Consider the following 19,516-nt stretch of genomic DNA (forward strand, 5'->3'; position numbering starts at 1 on the left):
GCAAAAACAGCGCGCTGGGGACTGAGGGATTCCCCTTGGCCGGCAGCCGTTTCAGTGCTGCGACGCGTCGCGCCAGCAGGCGCAGTTCCCGCTGGCTTGCGCGGCCGAACGGCTTCAGGCTCGGCCATGCGCGGCTTGCCCACGAGGGGCGATTGCCGAATTCGAAGTTGTGCCCTAGTCTCCCGATCCTTGCGAGGAACGAAGGAGAAGACGAGGCCATGACATGAGCGTTCGGTCAGCAGAGTTGCTCTTCCAGAGGGGACAGTATTGCAATGCACGAAAGGTCCTGGAGGGACTGGTGCAGGCCGGTCGAAGCATGGGGGCCGCGCATCGGCTGCTTGGCTTCATCGCGGGCAATCAACAGGATTTCGGAAAGGCCGTGGAGCAGTTGCGGAACTCGTTGCAGTACGAGCCGGGATGCCTGGAGACCTGGTACTACCTTGGTGTCGCCTTGCTTCGCTCCGATCAGCACAGGGCCGCGGCAGAGGCCTTTGGCCAGGTTCTCTTGCGCAATCCCGAGGTCTTCGAGGCCGCACATGATTTGGGGCTCGCACTGCTCGCTACCGGGAGAACCACGGAGGCCCTCACGCATTTCGAACGCGCGGTGCACTTGCGGCCGGATGCGTTCGAAGCCCATCTGAATCGCGGTGCGGCCTGTGGAAAACTGCGGCTGTACGAGCAGGAGTTGGCGTGCTACGAGCGCGCCATGGCACTGCGAAAGTCGCACCCTGCGTTGATCATGAATTACGGTACGGCGCTGTGCCAGGCACGCCGTTTCTCCGACGCGATCGACCTGTACGAGCGCACCTTGCGAGACCATCCCGGCGAAGCGAACTTCGCATTCGCCCGCGGTGGGCTTTGCTACGCCAAGGCGGCCATCGCCGACTGGCAGGGTCTCGATGAACAGGTGGCGCTGGTGCGCGATGAAATTCGCCAGGGATGGGCGTGCGTCGAGCCCTTTGCGCTTCTGAATCTCCCCTCGACGCCGAAAGAGCAATTGCAGGCAGGGAGGCGCCATGCGGCAAGCCTCTATCCAATGGCGCCCAAGCCGCTGCATGCCCGTGAGCGAAAAAGGGAGGGACGTATACGCTTGGCTTACATGTCTGCCGATTTCGGAAAGCATGCGACCTCTTACCTCGTTGCCGAAGTGTTCGAGCGACATGACCGCGAGCGCTTCGAGATCACTGCGATCTCCCTGCGAAAGAGCGACGGCAGCGCCATGCGCCAGCGTCTCGAGCGTGCGTTCGACCGTTTCATCGATGCGCATGAGCTGTCGGACATGGAAGTGGCGCAGGCCATCGTCGATCTGGAGATCGACATCCTGGTGGACCTTGGTGGCTATACCTACGGTGCACGACCAGCGGTGCTGGCCTTGCGGCCCGCGCCAGTTCAGATCAGCTACCTGTGCTTTCCAGGCACGCTCGGTGCGCCGTTCATCGACTATCTGGTGGCCGACGCGTTCCTGGTTTCCGAGGCAGCGCGCGAAGACTTCAGCGAGAAGATCATCTGCATGCCCCACAGCTACCAGCCCAACGACTCGCGTCGCACGATGATTTCCGGGCCCATGTCGCGCACCGCCGTTGGCCTGCCGGAAGGTGCCTTTGTCTTCTGCAACTTCAATGGCAGCCAGAAGCTCAACGCCCAGTTCTTTGGCATCTGGGCCCGTCTGTTGAATCAGGTCGACAACAGCGTTTTCTGGCTCAGGAGTGGCTCGGATCCCTGCAACGACAACCTGCGCTCATGGGCCCGTGAACACGGCGTCGATCCAGGGCGGCTGGTTTTTGCGCCTTGGGTTGAACAAGAGACACACCTGCGGCGGTTGCAACTGGCCGATCTTTGCCTGGACAACCTGCCCTACAACGCGCACACGACGGCCAGCGACGCACTCTGGGCAGGTGTGCCGCTGGTGACGTGTGCAGGCTCCACCTTCGCGGGCCGGGTGGCGGGCAGCCTGCTCACTGCAGCGGGATTTCCGCAGCTGATCACGCATTCGCCGTCCGCCTATGAGGCGCTGGCCCTGGCCCTTGCCACGGACCCATCGCGCCTCGCCGCGTTGCGGGCCGAGTTGGCTGCGGCGCGCGACACCTGCAGGCTGTTCGACACGGGGCAGTACACCCGCCATCTTGAACAAGGATTCACCGCAGCCTGGGAGCGGTGCCGTGCGAACCTGGCACCGGACCACATCGACATTGGCAGTGCCTGGCGAGTCACGGCCTGAACCTGAGCTGCTGGCTGTCGACGGCGGTGCGCGATGTACATGCCACGACGCCCGCCCGGGCGTATGCTTGCGCGCCGCGGAGGGTTCCCAGATGCTTCCCATCGTCGTTGCGCTCCTGGACCTGCTGCGCCACACGATCCCGACAACGGGCACGTCGATCGTGCAGTTCCGCAAGCTGCACATCGCGGGGATGGTGCTCAACGTGATGCAGCTGGGCACGGTGGCCTGGGCGCTCACGCAGCTGGGGTTGTGAGCAGACCCGGGTTTGTCGTTCATGCCTCCATTTTTTTGGCGGCTCGGGCAGGGAGCCGCAAGGCTCGCCGGTTTGCGCAAGCAGTTCCCGGTACGCCAACCTGTTCGAGCTGCCGCCTATCGCAAGAACCGCCCTTCCTTCGTCACCCGCACCATCTCGATGAAGCGCGAGCCCGTGTTGCTTGCGCCGGTGAAGTCGATCTCCATGTTGCCGATGCGCAGCTTCATCGCCTTCAGCGTGGCGTGCAGCTTCGCGCGTGTGAGGTCGCGGCCGGTGCGGCGCAGGGCTTCGATCATCACGAGCGCGTTCACATAGCCTTCGTAGCTGAGGTAGCCGATGTCGACCTTGGCGCGCTCGGCCAGCTGGCGGTACTCGCGCGCGGTGGCGTCGACCTCGCTCCAGGGGTAGGGCACGATCTGCGAGATGGCCAGGCCGCTGGTCTTGTCGCCGACGAGCCTGGCGGTGACGTCGCCCGGCACGATCGACATGCCGTAGAACATCTGGCGACCGCCGGCGCTCCAGGCGCTCTTCATGACCTCGCCGCCGATGCCGCCGCCCAGGTACATGAGCACGGCCTGCGCCTGGCTGTCGGCCAGCGCCTTGCCCGCGGCCTCGTTGGTCGTGCCATCGCCCTTCACCGGCACCGCGGCCACGGGCTTGAGCTTGAGTGTGTCGAGCGCCGCCTCGACCAGCCGCGCCACTTCGGCGCCGCCGGGGTTGTCCAGGTAGGCGACGGCGATGCGCGAGACGCCGATGGTCGTCAGGTGCTGCACCAGCGCCTGCGCTTCGCGCGCGAAGGTGGCGCGCACGAAGTAGCCCGCGCCCGCGACCTTCTCGCGCGCCGAGTCCGACACCGCGTAGCCGCCGACCATCGGCGCGCCGCTCTGGCCCAGCACCTTGGCCGCGGCGGCCGTGGTGCCCGAGCCCACGCAGCCGAAGAAGGCGAAGGCGCGGTGCTCGGCGAGCAGCTTCTCGTAGTTGGCAACGGCCTTCTCGGGCTTGAGTTCGTCGTCGAGCGAGACCAGCTTGAGCTTGCGGCCCGCGAGCCCGCCCTGCGCATTGACCGCGTCGAAGGCCAGCCCGGCGCCGGCCATCACGACCTTGATCGGCGCGCCCAGCGGCCCGCTCAGGATGCCGGTGTGGCCGAGCACGATCTCGCCGTCGCTGACGCCGTTCTCGGCGGCCAAGGCGCTGGAAGACAGGGAGAAGAGGGGGCCGAGGCCGGCCGTCGCCGCGGCCGAGGCGGCGAGAAAACGTCTGCGATGCATGGAACCGATTCCGCTTTTAGATACAACTGATAACAATTGAAAGCGAAAGCGGCTTCTTGCGCCGCCGGGGTTTACCCCGTGTGTTGCGCCGCGTCCTCGTCGGGTTTCTCGCGCAGCTGCCAGGCCGCGCAGACGGCCAGCGCGCACAGGCCGGCCAGCATCAGGAACACCTCGTCGAAGGCGGCCAGCCGGGCCGGGGTGCTCACCGGGTTGGCGAGCGAGTCGCCGTGCGCGGCCAGGCGCCATTCGAGAATGATGGCGCACAGGCTCACGCCGACCGCGCCGCCGAGCATGCGCACGAAGCTGATCGCGCTGGCGCCCTGCGGAATGAGCGGCTTGGCCAGCGGGCGCATCGACCCGAGGTTGAGCGAGGGCAGGATGAAGCCCAGCCCGATGCGCCCGACGATCGCGAACACCACCAGCAACCACAGCGGGCTGTCCAGCCGCAGCACGGCCATGAGCGCGAACGACACCGCCAGCAGCGCCAGGCCGATGCTCACCAGCAGCCAGGTCGGTTGCTTGTCGGCCAGCCGGCCCACGCCCGCGATGGTGAAGGCCAGCACGATGCCGGCCGGCAGCAGGGTCGTGCCCACGTGCGAGGCCGACAGGTGCAGCCCCACCTGCATGTACACCGGCAGCAGGTAGGTCGAACCGAACAGCGCGGTGCCGTAGATGAAGGCGACCAGGCTGCCCATGGCGAACTGGCGGTAGCGAAACAGCGCGAGGTTCATGAGCGGCTCGCCGCCCGAGGCCATGAGCCGGCGCTGCCACCAGACGAAGGCGGCAAAGGCGATGAGCGCACCGGCCAGCAGCAGCGCGGCCTGCAGCGGCGAATCGCCGCGCAGTTCGACCAGCCCGTTCAGCAGGCACAGCGTGCCCACGGTGCCCAGCGCCAGCCCCCGCGCATCGAGCCCGCTGCCGCGCGCCGCGGCCACGCCGCCGGGCGCGGTCTTGGGCACGAACTTGTAGGCCAGCCAGATCGAGGCCAGGCAAAAGGGCACCACCATGAAGAAGATCGAGCGCCAGCCGAACAGGTCGACCAGCACGCCGCCGATGCTCGGCCCGATGGCCGGCGCCAGCACCACGCCCATGCCGAAGATGCCGCTGGCGCGCCCCTGCTCGTGCGGCTCGAAGGCGCGCAGGATGATGATGGCCGGAATGGGCTGCACCACGCCCGCCGCCAGCCCCTCGGCCACACGCGCCATCAGCACCAGCGGGTAGTGGTTGGCCAGCCCGCCGACGATGCCGCCGGCCAGCAGCAACAGCATCGTGCCGACGTAGGTGCGCCGGTAGCCGTAGCGCGACAGCAGCCACGGCGTGGTGAGCATCGACACCGTCATCGCCACCATGAAGCCCGAGCTCACCCACTGCGCGCGCTCCTGGCCCAGCGCGAAGTGGTGGCTCATGTCGGGGATCGCCACGTTGACGATGGTCGAGGACATGATCGACGCCATCGTGCCGACCATGACCGACAGCAGCAGGTACCAGCGGTAGCGCTCGCCGTAGCGGGCGCGAAGAACGCCCATGGAGGGCGGCGTGTCGGGTGTGTGGGGGGAGGTCATGGGGCGGCGCAGGGACGGTCGCGGGTCCGTCGTCCTACAAGCATATCGGTGTTTGCGCGGCCGACGCCACATGCGCGGGTCGCACAATGCGGCGGCTGTCCCCCGTGCGTCAAGCCGTCATCAAAAGAACAAACAAGCCATGAATCCGTCGATCCAAGAACCCGCCCATGAACCGGCCGACCCCGCCACGCCCGATGCCGCTCCCGCGCTCGGTGCCGAACTCGCCGCACCCACCGTCAGCCGCGCCTACCGCTGCCAGTGCGGGCGCCCGGTGTTCCTGCGCAACAGCAAATGCCTGGCCTGCCTCACGCCGCTGGGCTACGTGATCGACCGGCTCGGCGTGGTGCCGCTGGCGCCGGCCGAAGGCGAGGGCGTCTTGCCCGACACCTTCACCGTCTTCGGCGACCCGCACGGCCCCACCTACCGCCGCTGCGCCAACCTCATGACGCCGGCCGCCTGCAACTGGATGGTGGCAACGCCGCGCGAAGGCGAAACCATTCCGCCCGACACGCAGGGCCATGCGCCGGGCTACTGCCTGTCGTGCAGCGTCACGCGCACCATTCCCGACCTGTCGGTGGCGGCCAACGGCGAGCTGTGGTGCAAGCTCGAGATGGCCAAGCGCCGGCTCATCTCGCAGCTGCTTGCGCTCGGCCTGCCGGTGGTGAGCCGACACGCCGACCCGGTGCACGGGCTGGCCTTCGATTTCCTCAGCAACGTGCCGGGCCGACCGCACGTGATGACGGGCCACGAGCAGGGCCTGATCACGCTCAACGCCGAGGAGGCCGAAGACGCCGTGCGCGAGCGCATCCGCGCCGAAATGCACGAGCCCTACCGCACGCTGCTGGGCCACTTCCGCCACGAGGTCGGCCACTACTACTGGGACCTGCTGGTGTTGCCCACGCCGTGGATCGACGACTATCGCGCGCTCTTCGGCGACGAGCGCGCCGACTACGGCGCCGCGCTGCAGCAGCACTACGAACAGGGCCCGCCGCCCGACTGGGCGCAGCGCTTCGTCAGCAGCTACGCGAGCATGCATCCGTGGGAAGACTGGGCCGAAACCTGGGCCCACTACCTGCACATGGCCGACACGGCCGACACGGCGATGAGCTTCGGCATCGATGCAAGCAACGTCGAACTGCAGAGCGACCTCTTCACCGCCGCCGACCTGTGGCAGCCCGAGCATCCCGACGCCGCGAAGTTTCTCGACTTCATCAACGGCTGGGTGCTGCTGACCAGCATGCTCAACGAGCTGTCGCGCAGCATGGGCCAGCCCGACTACTACCCCTTCGTGCTGCCGCGCGCGGCGGTGGGCAAGCTGCAGTTCATCCACGGCGTGATCACCGCGCAGCGCAGCGGCACGGCGCCGACGATGGTGATGGCGGGGGATGTGGCGGTGCCTGCGGCGGAAGTGGTCGAGCCTGCGCCGATGCAGTCGCAAGCCCAGTCACAAGCGCAAGCGCCGTCGCAGTCGCCGTCGCCGTCGCAGTCGCAGTCGCAGTCGCAGTCGCAGTCGCAGGGCGACGTCGCTCAGTCCTGAGCCGGCGGCCGGCCCGCGGCGCAGCGCGCGCAGATACAGGCCCGCCCGCGCAGTGCTGGCGGCAGCGTCTCGAGCGGCGCCAGCGAAAAATCGGCGGCCATGCACCAGCAGGGCGGTTGTGCCTGGCCCGTCTCGCGCTCGACCTCCATCGCGCAGCGGTTCGCCTCGCCGCACAGCGGGCAGTGCGCGGTGTCGATGGCGACCGTCATGCGAGGGTGAAAGCCGGCAGCTTCTTCGGCACCGCGACGTTGCGCAGCGTCGCGTACACCGGCAGGCCGTCGCGGTAGGCGGGGTAGTCCTCGCCCGCGATCAGCGGCAGCAGGTAGCGGCGGCACTTCTCGGTGATGCCGTAGCCGTCGTCCGAAATGAAATCGCGCGGCATCGGCTTCTCGACATTGGCGACCGCTTCGAGCGGCGCCGCACCCAGCGTGTACGCGTAGGGCACGTCGCTCGTGCGCTCGATGGTCGGCATCACCGCGTTGCGGCCTTCGAGCGCGAGCTCGACCGCACGCTGGCCCAGCTCGTAGGCCTGCTTCACGTCGGTGGCCGAGGCAATGTGCCGCGCCGCGCGCTGCAGGTAGTCGGCCACCGCCCAGTGGAACTTGTGGCCCAGCGCTTCCTTCACCATCTGCGCCACCACGGGCGCCGCGCCGCCGAGCTGCGCATGGCCGAAGGCATCGCGCGCGCCCTGCTCGGCGAGGAAGGTGCCGTCGGGGTGATGGCAGCCTTCGGACACCACCACCGAGCAGTAGCCGTGCTGCTGCACCAGCGCCTCGACGCGCGCCAGGAAGCGGGCCGCATCGAACGCGATCTCGGGGAACAGCACCACCACCGGAATGCCATGGTCGGCCACCAGCCCGCCGGCCGCGGCGATCCAGCCGGCGTGGCGGCCCATCACCTCGAGCACGAACACCTTGGTGGAGGTGGCGGCCATCGAGCGCACATCGAACGAAGCTTCGAGCGTGGACACCGCCACGTACTTCGCGACCGAGCCGAAGCCCGGGCAGCAGTCGGTCAGCGGCAGGTCGTTGTCGATGGTCTTGGGCACGTGGATGGCCTGCAGCGGGTAGCCCATCGACTGCGACAGCTGGCTCACCTTGAAGCAGGTGTCGGCCGAGTCGCCGCCGCCGTTGTAGAAGAAGTAGCCGATGCCGTGCGCCTTGAACACCTCGATCAGGCGCTCGTATTCACGGCGGTTTTTTTCGAGCGACTTGAGCTTGTAGCGGCACGAGCCGAACGCACCCGAGGGCGTGGTGCGCAGCGCCGCAATCGCCTCGGCCGGCTCGGCGCTGGTGTCGATCAGGTCTTCGGTGAGCGCCCCGAGGATGCCGTTGCGCCCGGCATAGAGCGTGCCGATGCGGTCCGGGTGCCGGCGCGCCGTCTCGATCACGCCGCAGGCCGAGGCGTTGATGACCGAGGTGACGCCGCCCGACTGGGCATAGAAGGCGTTGAGGATGGCAGTGCTCATGGGGCAAATCTCCGTGCGGGTACGCGACCGGCGCAGGGTGGCAACGCTTCGCGGGAAGGGCCATTCTGGCGCAGTCGCCGGCCGCAGGCCAATGGCCTGTTCGGCAATTTCGCGCGATTACAGTTCGTTGCTGTGCGTCGGCCCTGAAGGCCACGCACATGGCGTGCGACCCGGTCCGCGCCGCCCCTTTCCCCTTTTCCATTTGCAGGCACACCCATCACCCAAGGAGTCCGCGCGTGAGCATTTTTTCCCGTTTCTTTGGCCGCAAGGACGAGCCCGGCGATGCCGGCGCATTGGTCGCCAACCCCGAGGCCGGTGAGGCCGGCGACACCGTCGCGCTGACGGTCTTGTTCGCCGATGCGCTGACCATCGATGTCGCCGCGCTCGCGCAGGCATTGCGCGCCTACCACCGCTCCACCGGCGACGCGCGCTGCGAGATCACCGAAGAACCCGGCCCTTTCCTGGCGCTGGCGGGGTGGAAGAACCACGTGGTCCGGATGGTCGGCTTCGACGTGCCGATGCCGGCCGAATCGGTCGAGGTCTGCGTGGCGCCGGCGCACTATCCGCAAGAGCTCAAGGCCCAGGTGCGCGCCCACCGCAGCCACGTCATCCTCTACTACGCGGGCTACGAGGCCTCGGTGCTCGAACAGTACGTGGCCCTGGCGACCGTGGCTGGCGCGCTGGCCCGGCTCGGCGCGCTGGTGGTGCTGAACGAATCGGCCCACACCTCGCTGCCCGCGGCCGTGTTCGACGCCGACATCGAAGGCGACAGCATCGAGTTGCTGCGGGACCTCGAGCTGCCGGCCCTGTACTGCGGCTTCGTCAAGTACGAGGTCGAAGGCGTGCAGGGTGTCTGGATGCGCACCTATGGCGCGCACCACTTCGGCCAGCCCGATTTCGCTGCGCTGGCCGAAGGCCACCACGAAGGAGAGAAGTACTTCGAGCTGTTCGGCAATGTCCTGCGCTACCTGATCGACAGCGGCGCCGAAATGGGCGCCGGCCACACCATGCAGGTCGGCGAGGACAAGTTCCTGCGGCTGCGCGCGCCGCTCGAGGCGGAATACTTTCTCGACGGCCCCGAGGCCGTGCTGGTGGCCGAACTGATCGGCGCCCACGAGATCAACGCGCGCCCGCACTGACGGACCGGCCCGCCGGCCGTGCGGTTGCGCACGGGCTTGCTCGGGTTCAGCGCGCACCGCACGCAGGGCTGCGGTGTCTGTGGCGGCGCGGTCATGCGAGCGCTCCGCCGAAAGTCTGCGTCACGGGGCCATGGCGTCCGTGATCAAGCCGGGGACAAGCCGTGCAGCGGCAGTCGCCAGGGCGACCGCGCGCGAGCCTGTGCGCGCGAGGCCGGGTTCGGCAGCGCGGCGGGTTGCGCGTCCGACACCGAGATGCACGACGACTCCAGCGCCGACACCAGCACGCGCCGGTGCTCGCTGCTCTCGAAGCGCTCGCCCGGCCCGAGCACGATGTCGCGCGGGTCGCGGTCGAGCGTGATCCACACGGCGCCGCTGCGGCACTCGATGCCCACGCCTGCGCCGTCGGGCACGGCGAAGACGGCGCGGCTCGGCAGGCTCACGTGGAAGCGCGAGGTCGACGAGGAGAAAGAAAAGGCGGAAGGAGACGGGGCGGTGGCGGTGCTCATGGGAAGCTCCATTGCATTCGTGATACGAATGAATATAGTGAGTTGATCCTTCTCTTACACGCGGTCATTCGGAACTCGTTGCATGCCTACAGAGAATGCGAAAACCTCCGCCGGCGAACTCCCGCCGCTCGAGCTGCTGCGCAGCTTCGAGGCCGCCGCGCGCCGGCTGAGCTTCACGCTGGCGGCCGGCGAACTGCACCTCACGCAGTCGGCCGTGAGCCGGCAGATCCAGCAGCTCGAAGCCAGCCTGGGCGTGCTGCTGTTCGAGCGCCGCCACCGCGCGCTCGCGCTCACCGAGGCCGGCGGCGTGCTGCAGCGCGCCGTCACCGACAGCCTGGAGCGCCTGCGCGACGCCACCGCGCGCGTGCGGGCCAGCGCTGCACCGCGACAGGTGTCGATCACCAGCACGCCGGGCTTCGCGTCGCTGTGGCTCATTCCGAAACTGGCACGCTTCACCAGCACGCATCCGCAGGTCGACGTGCGCGTGTCGGCCACGCTCGATGTGCTCGACATGGAACGCAGCCGCATCGACGTGGCGGTGCGCTTCGTGCCCGTCGGCCGCGGTGTGGGCCCGGCGCTGTTCGAGGAATCGGTGATTCCGCTGTGCGCGCCGCAGGTCGCCGCGTCGCTGCGCGAGCTGTCCGACTTTTCCAAGCTCACGCTGCTGACCATCGAATACCCGGACCACAGCGAAGCCCCGACCGCCGACTGGGAGCCGTGGCTCAAGGTGATGGGGCTGGAAGACCTGCGCATGAAGAGCACGGTGCGCTTCACGCAGTACGCCGATGCCGTGGCCGCCGCGGTGGCGGGGCAGGGCGTGGTCATCGGGCGCCTGCCGCTGCTGCGCGAACTGATGCGCGACGGCCGGCTCGTGGCGCCGCTCGGCGAGGGCGCGGCGTCGCACCGCGGCTACTTCATCGAGATGTCGCGGCGCGCCGCGGGCAACCGCGACGCGCAGGACTTCGCACAGTGGCTGCGCGACGAGGCCGAGGCCGCGCAGCGGAGCTGACGAAGGGCCGCGGCCCGCCTGCCGATCAACCCGGCAGCAGCACCTTGTTGACGACGTGGATCACGCCGTTCGACTGGTAGACATTGGCGATCGTCACCGCCGCCGTGCCGCCCTTGGCGTCGGTCACCCACACCGTGCCGCCGCTCATCGTGGCCGTGAGCGTGCCGCCGCTGGCGGTCTTCAGCATCGCCTTGCCGCCGCCCGCGTTGATCGCGCTCGTCAGCGCCGCGCTGTCCATGCGCCCGGGCACCACGTGGTAGGTCAGCACCTTGGTCAGCGTGGCCTTGTTCTCGGGCTTGAGCAGCGTGTCGACCGTGCCGGCCGGCAGGGCCGCGAACGAGGCGTTGGTCGGTGCGAACACCGTGAACGGGCCCGGGCTCTTGAGCGTGGCCACGAGGTCGGCCGCCTTCACCGCGGCGACCAGCGTCGTGTGGTCCTTCGAGTTCACGGCGTTGTCGACGATGTCCTTCGTCGGGTACATCGGCGCGCCGCCGACCATGGGTGTCGCCGATGCACTGCTGCTGTTCATGCCCATGCCGCCACCACTGCCGGCACAGGCGCCGAGCAAAGCCGACACGCCGAGTGCGATCACGAGTTTTTTCATGGATGTCTCCTGGAAAGAAAAGGTTCTGTGGAAACCGCCAACAGCTCGGAGGCGCGATGCGCTTGAGATGTCATACGGCGGGATGCGCGAAGCGGATTCAACGGATGCGGATTCCATGCACTCGGTGCACGCGGCCGTGTCAGCTTTGCGCCACAGCACTGCGCGCAAGGCTTGCGCACGGCGCAGCCCCTCGCCAGAATCCGCCCTTCCTTTTTCAGCGACAGTTTTTTCCGACACCACGCACGGCGACGATCAACCTCCCGGGCGAGAACACCATTCAATGAACCGTTCACTGAACACCTGACGCACACCGACCGCCCCGGCCGGATGTGCACCTTCGCATCCGCCGCGGCCGAATCGACAAGGGCCCCGCGCGCAACTGCATTCGCCGGGGCCTTTTTGTTTCTTTCGGAGTGTGCGCACATGAGTGCTCAACGCAAGGCCCGCGACGACGACAAGCGTCTGGGCCGGTTCTACTTTGCGGTGCCCGCGTCGGCACCGCGCAATCCCGTGGTGGCCGCGATGGCCCGCCGCGAATCCAGCCAGGGCGCAGGCCGTCACCTGCGCACGCACCGCGCCGAGCGGCGCGCGCAGAAGGTGGCGCTGCAGAAAGCCGCGCATGATTTCAGGCGGAGGTCCGACGATGCGTGACGACATGGACAAGGTGATCGTCGAGCGTCCGCGCGGCGGCTGGCGCGTGCAGGGCGACGGCCGCCCGTGGCGCAACAGCCCCGAGCGCGGGGCGCACCTGGGCATGAAGCGCGGCCTGCAGCATCCGAAGTGGCTGAGCGAAAACCTCCAGCCGCTCAAGCGCTGGCTGCACAAGCAGGTGCACCGGCCATGGGACAAGGTGTACGCCGAGCTGTGCGCGGGCATCGACCGCCGCAGCACGGTGCAGGCGCACATCTTCTTGCACGTCGACGATTTCGTGGCGCGCGACGCGGTGCTGTGCGACGGCGAGGTGCGGGTGCGACCGTACCGCTGGGAAGACCGCCGCCGCGTGCCGCTGCACGAAGCGCCTGGGGTCGAGCTGTTCGTGCATCCGATCACCGGCATCCTGTTGCCGAACCGGCGATTGCGCGAAGCGCGTGCGGCGCGTCGTGTGGACCGGGCCGGGCGGCGCGGTGACACGCCGTATGCGGTCTACCACGTGATCGACGAGACCACGCAGTGGCACTGCGTCGAGGGCTGCTGGTTCGAGGTCGTGCTGGCGAAGTTTCCCGAGCGCGCAGGCGCGGCGCAGCCAGAGCCCAAGTGCTACGACGTGCTGCGTCGCTGCATGGTCACGCGCTGCGGTGCGGCGCGACGTTCCGCGCCGGGCCTGCCCACGCACGTCGACATGTACGGGCGTCACGATGTCTATGCCGTCGCCAAGCGCCAGCTGAGCCGACGCGAGGTGCGGGCGCGGTTGGGTGATGTGACGTGAGGCGGCGTGTCGGCGATCAGGGCGTGGGCCGTACCGGCACCTTCGCCCGCGGCAACAGCAGAAACGCCAACGTCCCCGCCGCCAGCATCCCGCTCACCGTGAGGAACACCGCGCGGAACGGCTCGCTGCCGTGGGCCACGGCCCAGGAGGCGGCGACGCCGGTGGTCCATTGCATCAGCGAGACGCCGAGGAACATCGCCATGTTGAGCAGCGCCATCGCGCGGCCCGTCACGGCCGCCGGGTAGGCGTTCTTGGTGTACGCGTACAGCAGCACGCTGTAGCCCGACAGCAGGCCGTAGACGATCGGCAGGCCGATGTCGATGGCGCGCGATTGCGTGAGGGCCATGGCGGCGAACATCGCCGCGCCGGCGAAGGCGCAGCGCATCATCCAGCGCGTGCGGCGCGCGCCGCCGGGGTCGAGGCGGCCGAACAGCATGGGGCTGGCCATGCCGGCGACGGTCATCACCAGCGCCACGTTGCCGCTGGCCACGAGCGAGAGGCCGTGGCGGTCGTGCAGCACCGGGCCGAGCCACAGGCCTCGCAGCGTGATGAAGGCCGCATACGACACGCAGGCAAAGCACAGCAGGCCGAGCGTGTGCGGCATGGCGAACAGCGGCAGCAGGTCGCGCACGGCCTGGCGCAGCGACTGGCGTTCGGGCGCGGGTGCGTCCGGTGCGACCGCTGTTGTCGTGCGCGCGGGCTCGTGCACGCGCCAGAAGATGACGATCCACGAGAGCACGGCGAAGGCGGTCAGTGCGGCATAGCCGGCGCGCCACGACGCGGCCTCGATCAGCAGCGCCAGCGGCGTGCCGGTGAACAAGATGCCCATGCCCGCAAGGCTCATCACCAGCCCTGACATGGCGGTGAAGCGCGAGGCGTCGAAGTGCCGCGCGATGAACACGGTGCAGGCCAGGAAGGCCGGCGCGCAGCCCACGCCGATCAGCGCCTGCCCCAGCAGCAGCGCGCCGAAGCCCGGTGCCACGGTGCACAGCGCGGCGCCCGCGATGGCGAGCGGAAAGGCGGTGAGCACGGTGCGGCGCACGCCGAAGTGGTCGATCGACACGCCCATCGCGAGCTGCATGATGCCGAAGGTGAAATGGAAGGTGCCGGCCCAGGTGCCGAGCGCCTGCGGCGTGAGGCCGAAGTGCTGCGTGAGCGGCGTGGCCATCATGGCGCCGACGGTGCGAAAGGCCTGGCTCAGCGCGAAGGCGGTGGCCAGTGCGACCAGCATGCCGGCGGCCGAGGTCGACCAGCGGGTCGGAGGCGGCGATGCCGCGTGCTTGTTCATCGAAAGAGACGGAGACCGCAGAGAGAAAAGGAAGGCGGCGTCGATGCTACCGGCATGTCGCGCCCCATGCAGAACGGCGCCCGAGGGCGCCGTTCGTTGGCTGTCTCCGAGGCGTCAGGCCCGACGGATGCCAGGCCCGCGCAGGGCCCGCGTCAGGCCGCGGCCTTGACCTTCAGGCGCCAGGCGTGCAGCAGCGGCTCGGTGTAGCCGCTGGGCTGCTCGATGCCCTTGAACACGAGGTCTTGCGCAGCCTTGTAGGCGGCCGAGGTCTCGAAGTGGCCGGCCATCGGCTGGTACAGCGCGTCGCCGGCGTTCTGCTCGTCGACCACCTTGGCCATGCGCTGGAAGGCCTCGTCGACCTGCGCCTTCGTGACCACGCCGTGCAGCAGCCAGTTGGCGAGGTGCTGGCTCGAGATGCGCAGCGTGGCGCGGTCTTCCATAAGGCCGACGTTGTGGATGTCGGGCACCTTCGAGCAGCCGACGCCCTGGTCGATCCAGCGCACCACGTAGCCCAGGATGCCCTGCACGTTGTTGTCGATTTCCTGCTGCTTCTCGGCGTCGGTCCACTTGGCTTCGGCAGCGATCGGCACCTGCAGCAGCGCGTTCAGGATGTTCTCGCGCTCGCCTTCGGCGTCGATCTTCTCCAGCTCTTGCTGCACCGCGGTCACGCTGACCTGGTGGTAGTGCAGCGCGTGCAGCGTGGCGGCGGTGGGCGAGGGCACCCAGGCGGTGTTGGCGCCGGCCTTGGGATGGGCGATCTTCTGCTCGAGCATCGCGGCCATCAGGTCGGGCATGGCCCACATGCCCTTGCCGATCTGCGCCTTGCCGCGCAGGCCGCAGTTCAGGCCGACGAGCACGTTGTTCTTTTCGTAGGCACCGATCCAGGCGCTGGACTTCATGTCGCCCTTGCGGATCATCGGGCCGCCCTGCATGGCGGTGTGCATCTCGTCGCCGGTGCGGTCCAGGAAGCCGGTGTTGATGAAGGCCACGCGCGCGGCGGCTTCGGCGATGCAGGCTTGCAGGTTCACGCTGGTGCGGCGCTCCTCGTCCATGATGCCGAGCTTGACGGTGTTGGCGGGCAGGCCGAGCAGCTGCTCGACGCGGCCGAACAGCTCGCTCGCAAAGGCGACTTCGGCCGGGCCGTGCATCTTGGGCTTGACGATGTAGATGCTGCCGGTGCGCGAGTTGCCCTTGCGCTTCACATCGATCATCGCGATGGTGGTGGTGACCACGGCATCCAGGATGCCTTCGGGGATTTCCTTGCCGCCTTCGTAGAGGATGGCCGGGTTGGTCATCAGGTGGCCCACGTTGCGCAGGAACATGAGCGAGCGGCCGTGCAGCTTCAGCGGCTGGCCGTTGGCGCCGGTGTATTCGCGGTCAGCGTTCAGGCCGCGCGTGAAGGTCTTGCCGCCCTTGGCGACTTCTTCGGTGAGCGTGCCCTGCACGATGCCCAGCCAGTTCGCGTACGCGACGACCTTGTCGGCCGCGTCGACCACGGCCACCGAGTCTTCCAGGTCGAGGATGGTCGAGAGCGCGGCTTCGAGCACGAGGTCGCTCACGCCGGCCGCATCGCTCTTGCCGATGGCGGTGCTGCGGTCGATGCGGATGTCCAGGTGGATGCCGTTGTGCTTGAGCAGCACCGACGACGGCGCGGCGGCGTCGCCCTGGTAGCCGATGAACTGCGACGCATCGGCCAGGCCGGTGGTGCTGCCCTGCAGCGCGACGACCAACTGGCCGTCCTTCACGCTGTAGCCGGTGGCGTTCTTGTGCGAGCCGTTGGCCAACGGTGCGGCCTGGTCGAGCACGTTGCGCGCGAACTCGATGACCTTGGCGCCGCGCACGGGGTTGTAGCCCTTGCCCTTCTCGGCGCCGCCGGTTTCGGGGATGGCGTCGGTGCCGTACAGCGCGTCGTACAGCGAGCCCCAGCGCGCGTTGGCGGCGTTGAGGGCGTAGCGCGCGTTCAGGATCGGCACCACCAGCTGCGGGCCGGCCTGCAACGCGAGTTCGGAGTCGACGTTGGCCGTGGTGGCCTTCACGCCCTTGGGTTGCGGCAGCAGGTAGCCGATCTTTTCCAGGAAGGCGCGGTAGGCCGGCATGTCGGCGATCGGGCCGGGGTTCTTCTGGTGCCAGGCGTCGAGTTCGCTTTGCAGGCGGTCGCGCTCGGCGAGCAGGGCGACGTTCTTGGGCGCGAGGTCATGGACGATGGCGTCGAAGCCCTTCCAGAACACGTCGCTGGCCACGCCGCTGGCGGGCAGGACCTTTTCTTCGACGAAGCGGTGCAGTTCGGTCGCGACCTGGAGTCGGTGGGCGGTGGTGCGGTCGGTCATGTGTTTTCTCCTTGGGAACGCAATGCAAAAAATGGAAATCGGGGGCCTGGTTCAGAAGAAGGCGAGCACGTCGCGCAGGCTCTGGCCGGTGCGCTCGGGGGACGTGCCCAGTTCTTCGAAAGGCAGCTGGTAGCGGTTGACCCAGAGCGTGCGAAATCCGTACCAGGTGGCGGCCAGCGCGTCCCAGCCGTTGCAGCTCACGAAGGCGATCTGCGCGGGCGGCAGGCCGGTGGCCGTGACGCCGAGCCGGTAGGCCTCGGGATGGGTCTTGTACTTGCGGATGCCGTCCACGCTCAGCACGTGGTCGAGCAGGCCGTGCAGGCCGGCGCTGCGCACGGCGGCGTCGAGCATGCCGGGGTCGCCGTTCGACAGGATGCCGGTGACCACGCCGCGCGCCTTCAGTGCCTGCAGCACTTCGCGGCTTTCTTCAAACGCGGCGAGCGTGCGGTAGGCGTCCATCAGCTGCTGCTCGGCGGCGTCATCGAGCGCCAGGCCCAGCCGCTTGGTGCTGTAGCGCAGGGCGGCACGCGTGAGTTCGCTGAACGGGCGGTAGTGCGCGCCGTCGTTGCTGGTGGTCACGAGGCGGGTGTATTCGATCTGCTTGTCGCGCCAGGCCACGGCCAGCGCGGCCCCCTGGCCGGGGAACAGCCGCTCGGCCGCCTGCGCGACGCTGTACACGTCGAACAGGGTGCCGTAAGCGTCAAAGAGAACTGCCCCAGGTGAAGCCATGCGAGAACTGTATTCGATACTTTGCGGGCCAGTAATAGCCGAAAGTGAGATTTATCTGTGACAAAAATGCATGTAATGAACAAGGCCCGGGAAGGCCGCCACCGGCGTCAACGGGTAGGCCCCGAGGCTGGGGCGATGGCAACTCTATATATTTAACTTCTTAAATAACCAGTTCGCACGCAATGATCCTCCTGGCTTCCAACGAAAACCCGCTCGGCATGCCCGAGTCGGCCCGCCGCGCCGCCGCTGCCGCCCTCGAAGGCGCGGGCACCTACCCCGACAGCAACGGCACCGCGCTCAAGCAGGCACTGGCCGCGCGGCTCGACGTGCCGCCCGAATGGCTCACGCTGGGCAGCGGATCGAGCGAGATTCTCGAGCTGGCGGCGCAGGTCAGCCTGAAGCCGGGCGAGAACGTCGTCTATTCGCAGTACGGTTTCATCGTCTACGCGGCGGCCACGGCGCACGCCCACGCGCGCGCCACCGTCGTGCCCTCGCGCGATTTCGGCCACGACCTCGACGCGATGCGCGCCGCCATCGGCGACGACACCAAGCTCGTCTTTGTCGCCAACCCGAACAACCCGACCGGCACCTTCATCGATGCTGCGCCGCTGCGCGACTTTCTGCAATCGGTGCCCGCGCACGTGACGGTGCTGCTCGACGAGGCCTACACCGAGTACCTCACGCCCGCGCAGCGCTACGACAGCATGGAGTGGGTGCGCCGTCTGCCGAACCTGATCGTGGCGCGCACTTTTTCCAAGGCCTTCGGTCTGGCGGGGCTGCGCATCGGCTACGGCGTGTCGCAGCCGGCGCTCACGGCGCGCATGAACGCGCAGCGCCCGCGCTTCAACGTGACGACGCCGGCCCAGGCCGCGGCCGTGGCAGCGCTGGGCGACGCCGAGTTTCTGGCGCGCACCTACGAACTCAACACTGCCGGGCGCGACCAGCTCGCTGCGGGCTTCACCGCGCTGGGCCTGCCGTACGTTCCGTCGTCGGGCAACTTCCTGATGGTGCAGGTCGGCGATGCGTCCGCCGTGCACGCGCGCCTGCTGGCTGCCGGCATCGAGGTTTCGCTGCTGGGACCGTATGGCTTGGCGCAATGGCTGCGCGTGAGCGTCGGGCTGCCGGCGCAGAACGAGGCGTTGCTGGCGGCGTTGGGCTGAGCGAATGCGGTGCGGCTTTTTTAAGGCCGCGTGCCCCCATCCCAGCCTTCCCCCGGGAGGGGAAGGAGCAAGAAAGAAGACCGTCAGATCTGTCTGCTGTGGTCCCTGAAGGCTCCCGTATTTCTCCCTCCCCTTCCGGGGGAGGGCGGGGTGGGGGCTCGACGGCGATCGATACGCTGCAGCCTGTTCAAAGGCCGCGTGCCCCCATCCCAGCCTTCCCCCCGGGAGGGGAAGGAGCAAGACCGTCAGACCTGCCCGCTGAGTTCCTTCGCAGCTGCGCGCACCGGCTGGACATAGCGTTCGTCATACCGATGCGTCGGCATCGTCAGCGTGACCGCCGCAGCCAGTCGCCCATCCGCATGGAACACCGGCGCCGAGATGCCCGCCAGCTCGGCCGTGCGGTCGCCCACCAGCGCGCAATAGCCTTGCGCGCGGATCGCGTCGTACAGCTTGCGTTCCTTCGCGCCGCGCGGCCGTTCGGCCTCGGGCCCGAAGGCGATCAGCACGCGCGCGCCCGCGCCGCGGTCGTTGGGCAGCAGGTCGCCTGCGCGCACGTGGTCGCGCACCACATGCGACGAATCGACGCGGAACTGGCACAGCCGCACCCAGCTGTCGCCCTGGTCCTGCCGCACGTGGTACGCCGCGCTCTCGCCGGTGGCCGCGGCGAGCGTGCGCAGCACCGGCAGCACGAGGCGGTCGAGCGACTGCGACGCCGCATACAGCCCGTGCAGCCGCGCAATCTCCAGCCCCAGCGCATAGCGCCCGTCGTCCTGCCGGCGGATGAGCCGCGCGTGCTCCAGCGAGGCCAACAACCGCAGCACCGTGCTCTTGTAGAGCTGCGTGCGCTCGGCAAACTGCGCGAGCGACAGCGCCTCGTCGCCGGGCTGGAAGGCCGACAGCAGGCTCAGCGCGCGGTCGACCGCGGCGGCGCCGCCGGGGGCAGCGTTGAGGTCGGACACCGATTCGTTCTGGGCTTTGCGGGGCATGGCGTGGCTTGACAGTCGGCAGGCTTGCCGATTTAA

19 protein-coding genes are annotated in these 19,516 nt (G+C 68.4%); 9 read left to right on the plus strand and 10 right to left on the minus strand.

Going from position 1 to position 19,516, the window contains the following annotated elements; genetic code table 11:
• Window positions 1-223 precede the first annotated feature (223 nt).
• Both RZE79_RS02400 and RZE79_RS02405 read left to right on the plus strand, forming a co-directional pair.
• The gene (locus tag RZE79_RS02400; RefSeq protein ID WP_319358870.1) at window positions 224-2,218 is read left to right on the plus strand and encodes a tetratricopeptide repeat protein; all 1,995 of its coding nucleotides are present in this window, start codon (window positions 224-226) and stop codon (window positions 2,216-2,218) included.
• Window positions 2,219-2,309: 91 nt separating this feature from the next.
• Window positions 2,310-2,471 (plus strand): hypothetical protein, encoded by a 162-nt coding sequence (locus RZE79_RS02405; RefSeq protein ID WP_319358871.1) that lies wholly within the window; start codon window positions 2,310-2,312, stop codon window positions 2,469-2,471.
• A gap of 116 nt (window positions 2,472-2,587) precedes the next feature.
• Here the strand turns inward: RZE79_RS02405 and RZE79_RS02410 are convergent, their stop codons facing one another.
• Together RZE79_RS02410 and RZE79_RS02415 are read right to left on the minus strand one after the other, a co-directional pair.
• Window positions 2,588-3,739 (minus strand): ABC transporter substrate-binding protein, encoded by a 1,152-nt coding sequence (locus RZE79_RS02410; RefSeq protein WP_319358872.1) that lies wholly within the window; start codon window positions 3,737-3,739, stop codon window positions 2,588-2,590.
• A 71-nt stretch (window positions 3,740-3,810) separates the two neighbouring features.
• The gene (locus RZE79_RS02415; RefSeq protein ID WP_319358873.1) at window positions 3,811-5,301 is read right to left on the minus strand and encodes a DHA2 family efflux MFS transporter permease subunit; all 1,491 of its coding nucleotides are present in this window, start codon (window positions 5,299-5,301) and stop codon (window positions 3,811-3,813) included.
• Between the two features lie 139 nt (window positions 5,302-5,440).
• Between RZE79_RS02415 and RZE79_RS02420 the strand changes: the two genes are divergently transcribed.
• Complete coding sequence (locus RZE79_RS02420) at window positions 5,441-6,838, plus strand: putative zinc-binding metallopeptidase (protein ID WP_319358874.1); 1,398 nt, start codon at window positions 5,441-5,443, stop codon at window positions 6,836-6,838.
• On the opposite strand, the gene RZE79_RS02425 is transcribed toward RZE79_RS02420, so the two are convergent.
• Together RZE79_RS02425 and RZE79_RS02430 are read right to left on the minus strand one after the other, a co-directional pair.
• Window positions 6,829-7,047: a cysteine-rich CWC family protein gene (locus RZE79_RS02425; protein WP_319358875.1), complete on the minus strand. Its 219-nt coding sequence runs from the start codon at window positions 7,045-7,047 to the stop codon at window positions 6,829-6,831. The two genes, RZE79_RS02420 and RZE79_RS02425, sit on opposite strands and share 10 nt — an antisense overlap.
• Complete coding sequence (locus RZE79_RS02430) at window positions 7,044-8,306, minus strand: 6-phosphofructokinase (protein ID WP_319358876.1); 1,263 nt, start codon at window positions 8,304-8,306, stop codon at window positions 7,044-7,046. Before RZE79_RS02430 ends, RZE79_RS02425 begins: the two co-directional genes overlap by 4 nt.
• A gap of 236 nt (window positions 8,307-8,542) precedes the next feature.
• Here RZE79_RS02430 and RZE79_RS02435 point away from each other — a divergent pair, with 236 nt between their 5' ends.
• Window positions 8,543-9,445 carry a DUF4261 domain-containing protein gene (locus RZE79_RS02435; RefSeq protein ID WP_319358877.1) on the plus strand — a complete coding sequence of 301 codons (903 nt, stop codon included), beginning with the start codon at window positions 8,543-8,545 and terminating at the stop codon, window positions 9,443-9,445.
• A 143-nt stretch (window positions 9,446-9,588) separates the two neighbouring features.
• Here RZE79_RS02435 and RZE79_RS02440 read toward each other — a convergent pair whose 3' ends face one another.
• A complete protein-coding gene (locus RZE79_RS02440) occupies window positions 9,589-9,951 on the minus strand; it encodes a DUF2917 domain-containing protein (protein WP_319358878.1) in 363 nt (120 codons plus the stop codon).
• Window positions 9,952-10,033: 82 nt separating this feature from the next.
• On the opposite strand from RZE79_RS02440, the gene RZE79_RS02445 reads away from it, so the two are divergent.
• Window positions 10,034-10,960 (plus strand): LysR substrate-binding domain-containing protein, encoded by a 927-nt coding sequence (locus tag RZE79_RS02445; RefSeq protein WP_319358879.1) that lies wholly within the window; start codon window positions 10,034-10,036, stop codon window positions 10,958-10,960.
• Between the two features lie 25 nt (window positions 10,961-10,985).
• Here RZE79_RS02445 and RZE79_RS02450 read toward each other — a convergent pair whose 3' ends face one another.
• Entirely contained in the window at window positions 10,986-11,564 is a 579-nt protein-coding gene (locus RZE79_RS02450) for a fasciclin domain-containing protein (RefSeq protein WP_319358880.1), read from the minus strand.
• Between RZE79_RS02450 and RZE79_RS02455 the strand changes: the two genes are divergently transcribed.
• The 3 genes from RZE79_RS02455 (at window position 11,563) to RZE79_RS02465 (ending at window position 12,990) form a co-directional block, all read left to right on the plus strand.
• Window positions 11,563-11,868 (plus strand): hypothetical protein, encoded by a 306-nt coding sequence (locus RZE79_RS02455; protein ID WP_319358881.1) that lies wholly within the window; start codon window positions 11,563-11,565, stop codon window positions 11,866-11,868. The two genes, RZE79_RS02450 and RZE79_RS02455, sit on opposite strands and share 2 nt — an antisense overlap.
• Window positions 11,869-11,987: 119 nt before the next feature.
• Window positions 11,988-12,215, plus strand: coding sequence for a hypothetical protein (locus RZE79_RS02460; protein ID WP_319358882.1), 228 nt, complete (start codon window positions 11,988-11,990; stop codon window positions 12,213-12,215).
• Complete coding sequence (locus tag RZE79_RS02465) at window positions 12,208-12,990, plus strand: hypothetical protein (protein ID WP_319358883.1); 783 nt, start codon at window positions 12,208-12,210, stop codon at window positions 12,988-12,990. Before RZE79_RS02460 ends, RZE79_RS02465 begins: the two co-directional genes overlap by 8 nt.
• Window positions 12,991-13,006: 16 nt before the next feature.
• Here the strand turns inward: RZE79_RS02465 and RZE79_RS02470 are convergent, their stop codons facing one another.
• The 3 genes from RZE79_RS02470 to RZE79_RS02480 all read right to left on the minus strand — a co-directional run bounded on the left by RZE79_RS02470 (window position 13,007) and on the right by RZE79_RS02480 (window position 17,334).
• Entirely contained in the window at window positions 13,007-14,278 is a 1,272-nt protein-coding gene (locus tag RZE79_RS02470) for an MFS transporter (RefSeq protein WP_319358884.1), read from the minus strand.
• A gap of 152 nt (window positions 14,279-14,430) precedes the next feature.
• The gene (locus tag RZE79_RS02475) at window positions 14,431-16,605 is read right to left on the minus strand and encodes a malate synthase G (protein ID WP_319358885.1); all 2,175 of its coding nucleotides are present in this window, start codon (window positions 16,603-16,605) and stop codon (window positions 14,431-14,433) included.
• 51 nt (window positions 16,606-16,656) lie between these two features.
• On the minus strand, window positions 16,657-17,334 hold the full coding sequence (locus tag RZE79_RS02480) for a haloacid dehalogenase type II (RefSeq protein WP_153280982.1): 678 nt from the start codon (window positions 17,332-17,334) through the stop codon (window positions 16,657-16,659).
• Window positions 17,335-17,516: 182 nt separating this feature from the next.
• Between RZE79_RS02480 and hisC the strand changes: the two genes are divergently transcribed.
• Window positions 17,517-18,494 carry a histidinol-phosphate transaminase gene (hisC, locus tag RZE79_RS02485; protein ID WP_319358886.1) on the plus strand — a complete coding sequence of 326 codons (978 nt, stop codon included), beginning with the start codon at window positions 17,517-17,519 and terminating at the stop codon, window positions 18,492-18,494.
• Between the two features lie 245 nt (window positions 18,495-18,739).
• On the opposite strand, the gene RZE79_RS02490 is transcribed toward hisC, so the two are convergent.
• Window positions 18,740-19,480 (minus strand): IclR family transcriptional regulator, encoded by a 741-nt coding sequence (locus RZE79_RS02490; protein WP_319358887.1) that lies wholly within the window; start codon window positions 19,478-19,480, stop codon window positions 18,740-18,742.
• Window positions 19,481-19,516: the final 36 nt, after the last annotated feature.

The sequence above is a fragment of the Variovorax sp. EBFNA2 genome (genome assembly GCF_033802765.1).
GTDB classification, from domain to species: Bacteria; Pseudomonadota; Gammaproteobacteria; order Burkholderiales; family Burkholderiaceae_C; genus Variovorax; species Variovorax paradoxus_H.

Coding starts and splice junctions, on each gene's coding strand:
- RZE79_RS02490 (WP_319358887.1), bottom strand. CDS start 19,480: ATGCCCCGCAAAGCCCAGAACGAATCGGTGTCCGACCTCAACGCTGCC.
- RZE79_RS02410 (WP_319358872.1), bottom strand. CDS start 3,739: ATGCATCGCAGACGTTTTCTCGCCGCCTCGGCCGCGGCGACGGCCGGC.
- RZE79_RS02425 (WP_319358875.1), bottom strand. CDS start 7,047: ATGACGGTCGCCATCGACACCGCGCACTGCCCGCTGTGCGGCGAGGCG.
- RZE79_RS02445 (WP_319358879.1), top strand. CDS start 10,034: ATGCCTACAGAGAATGCGAAAACCTCCGCCGGCGAACTCCCGCCGCTC.
- hisC (WP_319358886.1), top strand. CDS start 17,517: ATGATCCTCCTGGCTTCCAACGAAAACCCGCTCGGCATGCCCGAGTCG.
- RZE79_RS02440 (WP_319358878.1), bottom strand. CDS start 9,951: ATGAGCACCGCCACCGCCCCGTCTCCTTCCGCCTTTTCTTTCTCCTCG.
- RZE79_RS02450 (WP_319358880.1), bottom strand. CDS start 11,564: ATGAAAAAACTCGTGATCGCACTCGGCGTGTCGGCTTTGCTCGGCGCC.
- RZE79_RS02430 (WP_319358876.1), bottom strand. CDS start 8,306: ATGAGCACTGCCATCCTCAACGCCTTCTATGCCCAGTCGGGCGGCGTC.
- RZE79_RS02405 (WP_319358871.1), top strand. CDS start 2,310: ATGCTTCCCATCGTCGTTGCGCTCCTGGACCTGCTGCGCCACACGATC.
- RZE79_RS02465 (WP_319358883.1), top strand. CDS start 12,208: ATGCGTGACGACATGGACAAGGTGATCGTCGAGCGTCCGCGCGGCGGC.
- RZE79_RS02420 (WP_319358874.1), top strand. CDS start 5,441: ATGAATCCGTCGATCCAAGAACCCGCCCATGAACCGGCCGACCCCGCC.
- RZE79_RS02415 (WP_319358873.1), bottom strand. CDS start 5,301: ATGACCTCCCCCCACACACCCGACACGCCGCCCTCCATGGGCGTTCTT.
- RZE79_RS02480 (WP_153280982.1), bottom strand. CDS start 17,334: ATGGCTTCACCTGGGGCAGTTCTCTTTGACGCTTACGGCACCCTGTTC.
- RZE79_RS02455 (WP_319358881.1), top strand. CDS start 11,563: ATGGATGTCTCCTGGAAAGAAAAGGTTCTGTGGAAACCGCCAACAGCT.
- RZE79_RS02460 (WP_319358882.1), top strand. CDS start 11,988: ATGAGTGCTCAACGCAAGGCCCGCGACGACGACAAGCGTCTGGGCCGG.
- RZE79_RS02470 (WP_319358884.1), bottom strand. CDS start 14,278: ATGAACAAGCACGCGGCATCGCCGCCTCCGACCCGCTGGTCGACCTCG.
- RZE79_RS02400 (WP_319358870.1), top strand. CDS start 224: ATGAGCGTTCGGTCAGCAGAGTTGCTCTTCCAGAGGGGACAGTATTGC.
- RZE79_RS02475 (WP_319358885.1), bottom strand. CDS start 16,605: ATGACCGACCGCACCACCGCCCACCGACTCCAGGTCGCGACCGAACTG.